The sequence below is a fragment of the Cytobacillus oceanisediminis genome, assembly GCF_007830235.1.
Classification (GTDB): Bacteria; Bacillota; Bacilli; order Bacillales; family Cytobacillaceae; genus Cytobacillus; species Cytobacillus oceanisediminis.
Map to the genome: position 1 here is coordinate 771,441 of NZ_VLKI01000001.1, position 7,061 is coordinate 778,501.

Genomic DNA, 7,061 nt, shown 5'->3' on the forward strand with positions numbered 1-7,061 from the left:
TGTGCCATGATCGGCCAGGCGATTTTTTTATCCTGCTTCTCGAACCTCTGCTCTCGCAAACTTTCTCTTCTGTATGTAGATTAGCCTCATCGACAGGCAAATTCCAGCAGCAAGCAATCCGATTGTTAAGCCAATCCAATAACCAGTTGCTCCCATACTTGTATAGTTAGCCAGAAGGAAACCAACGGGAAGACAGACCAGCCAATAAGCGATCAGTGTAATAATAAAAGATATGTTTACATCCTTATATCCTCTTAAAGCTGCTTGAGCTGTAGCCTGGATGGCATCGGAAATCTGGAAGAACAGAGCATATATTAGGAAATGGGCAGTAAGGGCAATAACTGCACTTTCATTCGAATAAAAACCTGCAACCTCATAACGGAACAGAACCACCAGCAGGCCTGTTAACGAAGCAATCAAAATCGATAAATAAATGCCGAGCCAGCTGTATGCCTTAGCATCCTTATATCTTCCTGCTCCAATTTCAAAACCTACTAATACGGTCTGTGCCATAGAAATGCTAATTGGAATCATATACAAGAAAGAAACGATATTCAATGCCGACTGGTAAGCAGCAATCGTTGTTACGTTAAATTTACTTATTAAAATGGTCACAACTGCAAACATACTTGTTTCGAAAAAGATGGACAGCCCCATTGGCACGCCAATTTTTAAGATCTCCTTGCATCTTTCCCATGAAAAGTCTTGAAGGTTACTAAAAATATGGTACCCTGAAAATGGCTCTTTTGTTTTGATAATAAAGGCAGTCATGGCGAGAATAAACCAATACGTGAACGAAGTTGCATAGCCGCCGCCAGCTCCTCCCAATTCCGGAAAACCCCAATGGCCGAAAATAAGGACGTAATTTAAAAAGAAATTAATCGGGAGCGAACAAAATAAAATGACCATAACTACCCGTGTCTTGCCTAGTGCATAGATAAAGGATCTAAGTACGTTAAAAACAAATAACGGAATAATTCCGAAGCTAAGTCCAATCAAATAGCCGCGTGCGGTTCCTTCTACCGCTTGCGGCAAATTCATGCTGTTCAGTATAGGATCCAGCAAAACTGACCCGATGGCAATCACAGCAAATGCAATGATAAAGGCGAGATACATTCCATTTTTTACAATCGATGTAACTTCTTTATTCTTTTTCTCGCCAAATCGCTGTGCCGCAATCGGTGATACAGCCATCAAGATACCGCTAAGCCCGGTAAAAACAGGATTCCAAATCGAAGAACCAATCGCTACTCCGGCAAGGTCGGAAGCATTATATCTGCCTGACATGATCGTATTAAAAAAGACCATCGCAAACATGCCAAGCTGCGTAATCAAAATCGGGATCAGCATAATCGAAATTTGCTTAACCTTCTCTTGTAAAGTAAATGTCTGATACATCTCCAAGAACTCCCTTAAAAATAATGAACACAAATTTCATTATATTATATCTTTTGAGAGAAAGACCTAACTTTCAGATGAAAATTTTTATCATCCTTGCCAGTTGATGAAATTTAACCGGAAGTTGACGTAAAAATAGCAATGTTGACGATGTCCGTTCCTACCATAGGCTAAAACTTCTCCCTAAAAAGAAAAAAGAGCCTTTCACAAGCTCTTTTTCTGAAAAATCATTTGCTTTTTTCACCCTTCTCCACTATATTCAGCCCATCATCGCCGTCTTCAACAATATGTTTGAGCTTTAGCAGCTTATTATTCCAAAATTGCTCGTAAAACGACAGCCACTGCTTTAATTTTGCCAGCGGTTCGGGCTGAAAATGATAAATTTTTTCCCTTCCAACCTTTTTCCCGCTGACCAATTCAGCCTCTGATAAAATGTGAAGATGTTTCGATATCGCCGTACGGCTAATCGGAAAATGAGCGCTAATCTCGGAAATTGGACGCTCTTTTTCAGCAAGCAGCCTTAGAACTTCTCTTCTGGTCGGATCGGCGATTGCCTGAAACACATCATGTTTCTGGGCAGACGAACTCATTATTTCTCTACAACCTTGCCAAGGTTCTCCAGAATTCCAATCCAGCCATGTGACATTCTTTCACGGATAACCGCGCTTTCCTCATTAGCTTTCGGAAGAACAGCATCAGGCTGTTTCCATCCTCCATGAATAAGCGTGAATTCTGTTTTTCCGCCCAGATCTTTTAAAATAAACGAAACAACCCAGCCATCTTTATCCCAAGTAAAAGAAAGACGATTTGGCTCATCCAATTCAATGACCTTGCATGGAGACGGACCAAACGGTGATTGCAAATGAAACTCATAACCCAATTCAGGCTTAAAGTCATTCGGCATAAACCAGGATTCAATTCCCTCTGATGTAGAGACTGACTTCCATACTTTTTCGATTGGCGCATTAAAAATAACGGTTTGTTTGATATCTTGCAGTGTTTCCATCATGAATTCTCCTCTACAATAAAAAGTACAACCTTTAGGTTTCGCTTTTCATTATATAAAACCATTTGGTTTCATGTCAACAAAACAAAAACGCTTGGGCATAATTTTCCCAAGCATTCACCAAATAAATTCTCAAACTGCTGACTTTTCTTTTTCCGTTACCGCTTTAATAGAGTCTGCCATTATTTCAACCATCTTCCTTATTTGTTCCTCCGTACTCGCAAGCGGCGGCATAAAGACCATAACATCCCCAAGCGGCCTTGTCAGCATTCCCCGTTCCCGCATTTCGAGAGTTGCCTTATAACCTATTCTCTCTATCCATGGATAAGCTTCCCCTGTATCTTTGTTTTGAACGAGTTCAATCCCGCACATCAAACCGGCCTGGCGGATATCTCCAACATGTGCAAGATGTTTTAATGTTTCTAATTCAGACTTGATAAACTCTGCTTTTTTTGCTGCCTGTTCCAAAATCTTCTCTTCATCATAAATTTTAAAATTTGCCAAAGCAACGGCACAGCCCAGCTGGTTGCCTGTATAGGAATGTCCATGGAAGAAAGTCTTCATTTCTTCATATTCTCCATAAAATGCTTCATAAATTTCTTCTGTTGTAAGCGTTACAGCAATTGGGAGATAGCCACCGGTTATCCCTTTAGCAGCAGTCATTATATCCGGCTGGACATCTTCATGCTCGACCGCAAACATTTTTCCTGTCCGGCCAAACCCTGTAGCGACTTCATCTACAATTAAAAGAATATTGAACTCCCGGCAAAGCTCTTCTACTCCTTTGAGATAGCCTTTGGGCATCACATTCATCCCGCCCGCTCCCTGCATAAGCGGTTCTACTGTAATAGCTGCAATTTCATCATGATGGTCATGAAAAATTGTTCTTAATTCTGACAGTGCACAATCCCTTATTTCTTGTTCATCTTTCAATGGATTACGATATACAAGCGGAAAAGGCGCTTTTATAGATTCAAACATTAGCGAGCCATATACACGGTGAAAAAGATCCACATTGCCAATGCTAATTGCGCCAATCGTATCTCCATGGTAATTGTTGGACAAGGTCACAAACTTCTTTTTCCTCTCCTTCCCTAGATTTTGCCAATATTGATACGCCATTTTAACCGCAATTTCAACAGACGTTGCCCCGGAATCAGAGTAGAACACCCTCCTTATTTTTTCAGGCGTAATTTCTATTAGTTTTTCCGCAAGCTGAATAGCCGGTACATTGGCCGCTCCTAAAAGCGTGGAGTGGGCAATTAATTCTAGTTGCTTTTTAATTGCTTCATCCAATTCTTTTTTCCGGTGGCCATGTACATTCAACCAAAGGGAGGAATAGCCATCCAAATATTCCTTCCCGTTTATATCCTTTAGAATTATGCCCTCACCGCTTTCAATAATTAACGGGTCGCGCTCATAATCAGTCATTTGAGTAAAAGGAAGCCATAAATGATTTTTGCTGCTATCTAAAAGAGCTTGATTGTTTATCAATTGCGATCTCCTCCAATATATCAAACTTAGAAAATACTTTTTCCAGCAATGAAGGATTTTTGATTGCCTCAGCTGGGTTATCCATATAAGGAATTACGCCAATAACAGGAACTTTAGTAAGCTTTTCAATCATCCATTGATTGTCCAGCTCGACAGCTGGATCTCCTATATGTAATCGATTCATAACAACACCGGCAACCGGTACACCCTCTTGTTTTAACTTATCAACCGTAAGGACTGTATGATTGATAGTGCCGACTCCAGTCCGCGCAACCACAACAGCCGGAACTGCTAATTCCTTCATTAAGTCAAGCATAGAGTAACCCGCATCCGTTAAAGGGACAATTACTCCTCCAGCTCCTTCAATCAAGACTAAATCGGATTTTGCTTCCAGTTGTTTATAATGGTCAATGATCTTCTCCTGCTCAATCCTTATTCCTTCTTCCCGGGCTGCCAAATGCGGAGAACAAGCCTTTTTAAATAGATATGTATAAGCTTCTTTGTCATTTAGCTCAGGATTTGCAAGCTTGTAAAATTCAACATCAGGCGCTGCAAGTTTTCCATGTAAAGTATCTGCACCGCTTTGAACGGGTTTGTAGGATGCAATTTTTACTCCTTTTTGTTTTAGGTAGCCCGTCAAGAGTGTGGAAGCCACAGTCTTGCCAACATCCGTATCAGTACCGGTTATAAATAAACCTTTAATAAAAATACCTCCCCTAATGTAAACTTTATTTACAAAGAGGTTAACATATGAGAATATATAATTCAAATAAATGTTAACCAAAATAATATTAAGTTAACAAAAATAAGGAGGTTAAATATGAAAGGATTAAAAACACAGGATTTGGTGCTTTGCGGTTTATTTGCCGCCCTAATGGGAATTGGTGCAAATCTGTCACCTTTTTTAATAATAGGAAGTGTGCCAATTACACTGCAGCTTCTGTTTGCCATTTTAGCTGGAGGTATTCTCGGAAGCCGAATAGGCTCAATGGCCATGCTTGTTTACATGTTTGTTGGTTTAATAGGGGCTCCTGTTTTTGCACAATTAAAAGGCGGCCCTGCCCAGATATTAAGCCCGACTTTTGGATTCATTCTATCTTTTGTTCTTGTAGCTTTTGTAACAGGAAAATTAGTTGCTGAGCAAAGGAAAGCAACAAGAAATCACTACATATTTGCAGGTTTTTTAAGTATACTATGCAACTATTTTATCGGAACGAACTGGATGTACCTTTCTCTTAAGCTATGGGCAGATGCCCCTGAAGGATTCAGCTATAGTATGGCTTGGGGCTGGATGGCTGCATATCTCCCTCTGGATTTAGCCGTAACATTTGTATCGTTTGCTTTATTGCCAAAATTACAGAGATCCTTGAAAAAGTCTTTTACACTGAGAGCAGATATCTGATAGATTTTACTCCTAAATAGGCAGGTTAAACCATATAATTTACAGAATATTATATTTACAAGTTTATAAGGAGGTTTAACGATGCAGCAAACTGCCCATACACAAAAACTCTCGGAGCTGGAAACTGCGATTCATACATATGTACGGCCTGACACCTTTCCACTTGCTATTAGGGTAATGAAAAAAGAGGAAATTCTGCCTGACCGCGTAAAGCGCCCTGCTAAAGATTTTGGCAAAACGTTCAGCATTTGCCAGGGTGTGACGATGGCAAGGCGATACGGTTGGGCTCTTGCCATGGGAGGAGAGGATTTATCCTGCCCGATTGCCAAAATTGCATTCGGTTTTGAAGAGGAACTGGACTATTATACAAAGGGAAGCCTGACAGATGGCATGTACACAAAGACATGTGATATAGGAGCGTTAACGGAAGCGGCTGTTCCAAAGTTTACGAGAGAAGAAGCAGGAACAGTTTTGATGGCTCCACTGGGAAGGGCAGCCTTTAAACCAGAAGTGATCGTTGTCTATGGGAATTCTGCACAGGTAATGAGGATGGTTGCCGGAGCCCTCTTTCATACGGGCGGGGAAATCACATCCACCTTTACAGCCCGGGCTGATTGTGCGGATATCGTCATTAAAACAATTAAGACCGATAAGCCGCAAGTCATCCTGCCATGCTACGGTGATCGTGTTTTCGGCCAGACTCATGATCACGAAATGGCCTTCACGATTCCTTTTTCCATGGCAGATGAGTTCATTGAAGGGTTAAAGCAAACCCACAAAGGTGGCGTCCGCTACCCTGTTCCAACCTACCTTCAGTATGAGGCAAAGTATCCGGATACCTATGAAAAGCTGAACGACATGTTCGAAAACAAACTATAATTCCTTGAAGCTGGAACTTCTATAACTGAGGTACCAGCTTGTTTCATTTTTGCAAAAAGGTAAAATAGAGGAAAGAACCTAATTGTGAAAAGAGATGAATATAATGAGCAACTTCTTTCCATCCATATATGACCTTGCCATGCGGCCGCTTGAAAAACGGAAATTCCAGCAAATACGAAAAGAGTTACTCTCCCACGCTGCCGGTCGTGTATTGGAAATTGGTGCGGGCACCGGCATCAACTTCCCATTATATAAAAACGCAGAACATGTGGACGCCATTGAACCAAATCAAGGAATGATTGAACAGTCCCATGCCCGCAAGGCAGCTGCTGCAGTTCCGATTCAGGTCCATCAGCAATCAGCTGAAAGCCTGGATTTTCCTGATGATACCTTTGACACGGTTGTTTCCACGCTTGTTTTCTGTACGATTCCCGACCCTGTAAAAGCACTGCAGGAACTCAGTAGGGTAAGCAAACCTCAGACGAAATTACTATTCTTTGAACATGTGAAAATGGAACATCCCACACTCGCATTTGCCCAGGAAGCCTTAAATCCTCTTTGGAAACGAGTATGCGATGGATGCCATCTAAACCGTGACACACTGCACACCATCCAGGAATCCGGACTGCAGGTTACAAACGTGACTTCTTATTATAAGGGATTGTTTTTGGTGATAGAGAGTGAGAATAACAAAGCAATCGACCATCCTTCTCTTTGATAGGCAATTTGGTCGTTAATCTGGCTTGTTAACGACCGTTGTTTATTTGTTATCTTATTATCTTTGATAATCCTTCTTATTAACTAATTTTTTCCATTTAACTACCTTTTTTCTCTTAGTTAGGCCATTTTCGTCGTAATCTGGCTTATTAACTACCTTTCTTC

General features: G+C 41.0%; 8 protein-coding genes. 3 read left to right on the forward strand and 5 right to left on the reverse strand.

Annotation, left to right across the window (positions count from 1 at the left end; all coding sequences use genetic code 11):
- Positions 1 to 27: 27 nt before the first annotated feature.
- The 5 genes from IQ19_RS03815 to bioD all read right to left on the reverse strand — a co-directional run bounded on the left by IQ19_RS03815 (position 28) and on the right by bioD (position 4,667).
- Positions 28 to 1,398: an MATE family efflux transporter gene (locus IQ19_RS03815; RefSeq protein WP_144539959.1), complete on the reverse strand. Its 1,371-nt coding sequence runs from the start codon at positions 1,396 to 1,398 to the stop codon at positions 28 to 30.
- Positions 1,399 to 1,625: 227 nt separating this feature from the next.
- Entirely contained in the window at positions 1,626 to 1,988 is a 363-nt protein-coding gene (locus tag IQ19_RS03820) for an ArsR/SmtB family transcription factor (protein WP_144539961.1), read from the reverse strand.
- Positions 1,988 to 2,404: an SRPBCC family protein gene (locus tag IQ19_RS03825; protein WP_144540107.1), complete on the reverse strand. Its 417-nt coding sequence runs from the start codon at positions 2,402 to 2,404 to the stop codon at positions 1,988 to 1,990. The genes IQ19_RS03820 and IQ19_RS03825 overlap by 1 nt, the downstream gene beginning before the upstream one ends.
- Before the next feature lie 132 nt (positions 2,405 to 2,536).
- Entirely contained in the window at positions 2,537 to 3,895 is a 1,359-nt protein-coding gene (gene bioA, locus IQ19_RS03830; RefSeq protein WP_144540109.1) for an adenosylmethionine--8-amino-7-oxononanoate transaminase, read from the reverse strand.
- The gene (gene bioD, locus IQ19_RS03835) at positions 3,870 to 4,667 is read right to left on the reverse strand and encodes a dethiobiotin synthase (protein ID WP_158638733.1); all 798 of its coding nucleotides are present in this window, start codon (positions 4,665 to 4,667) and stop codon (positions 3,870 to 3,872) included. The genes bioA and bioD overlap by 26 nt, the downstream gene beginning before the upstream one ends.
- Before the next feature lie 51 nt (positions 4,668 to 4,718).
- Between bioD and IQ19_RS03840 the strand changes: the two genes are divergently transcribed.
- The 3 genes from IQ19_RS03840 (at position 4,719) to IQ19_RS03850 (ending at position 6,897) form a co-directional block, all read left to right on the forward strand.
- Positions 4,719 to 5,300: a biotin transporter BioY gene (locus IQ19_RS03840; protein WP_144539965.1), complete on the forward strand. Its 582-nt coding sequence runs from the start codon at positions 4,719 to 4,721 to the stop codon at positions 5,298 to 5,300.
- Positions 5,301 to 5,381: 81 nt separating this feature from the next.
- Positions 5,382 to 6,179: a DUF169 domain-containing protein gene (locus tag IQ19_RS03845; RefSeq protein WP_144539967.1), complete on the forward strand. Its 798-nt coding sequence runs from the start codon at positions 5,382 to 5,384 to the stop codon at positions 6,177 to 6,179.
- 103 nt (positions 6,180 to 6,282) lie between these two features.
- A complete protein-coding gene (locus IQ19_RS03850) occupies positions 6,283 to 6,897 on the forward strand; it encodes a class I SAM-dependent methyltransferase (RefSeq protein ID WP_144539969.1) in 615 nt (204 codons plus the stop codon).
- The last annotated feature ends 164 nt before the right edge of the window (positions 6,898 to 7,061 follow it).

What these genes read in the sequence shown, in the direction of transcription:
- IQ19_RS03815 (WP_144539959.1), bottom strand. Translation starts at nt 1,398, where the DNA reads ATGTATCAGACATTTACTTTACAAGAGAAGGTTAAGCAAATTTCGATT.
- IQ19_RS03850 (WP_144539969.1), top strand. Translation starts at nt 6,283, where the DNA reads ATGAGCAACTTCTTTCCATCCATATATGACCTTGCCATGCGGCCGCTT.
- IQ19_RS03845 (WP_144539967.1), top strand. Translation starts at nt 5,382, where the DNA reads ATGCAGCAAACTGCCCATACACAAAAACTCTCGGAGCTGGAAACTGCG.
- IQ19_RS03820 (WP_144539961.1), bottom strand. Translation starts at nt 1,988, where the DNA reads ATGAGTTCGTCTGCCCAGAAACATGATGTGTTTCAGGCAATCGCCGAT.
- IQ19_RS03825 (WP_144540107.1), bottom strand. Translation starts at nt 2,404, where the DNA reads ATGGAAACACTGCAAGATATCAAACAAACCGTTATTTTTAATGCGCCA.
- IQ19_RS03840 (WP_144539965.1), top strand. Translation starts at nt 4,719, where the DNA reads ATGAAAGGATTAAAAACACAGGATTTGGTGCTTTGCGGTTTATTTGCC.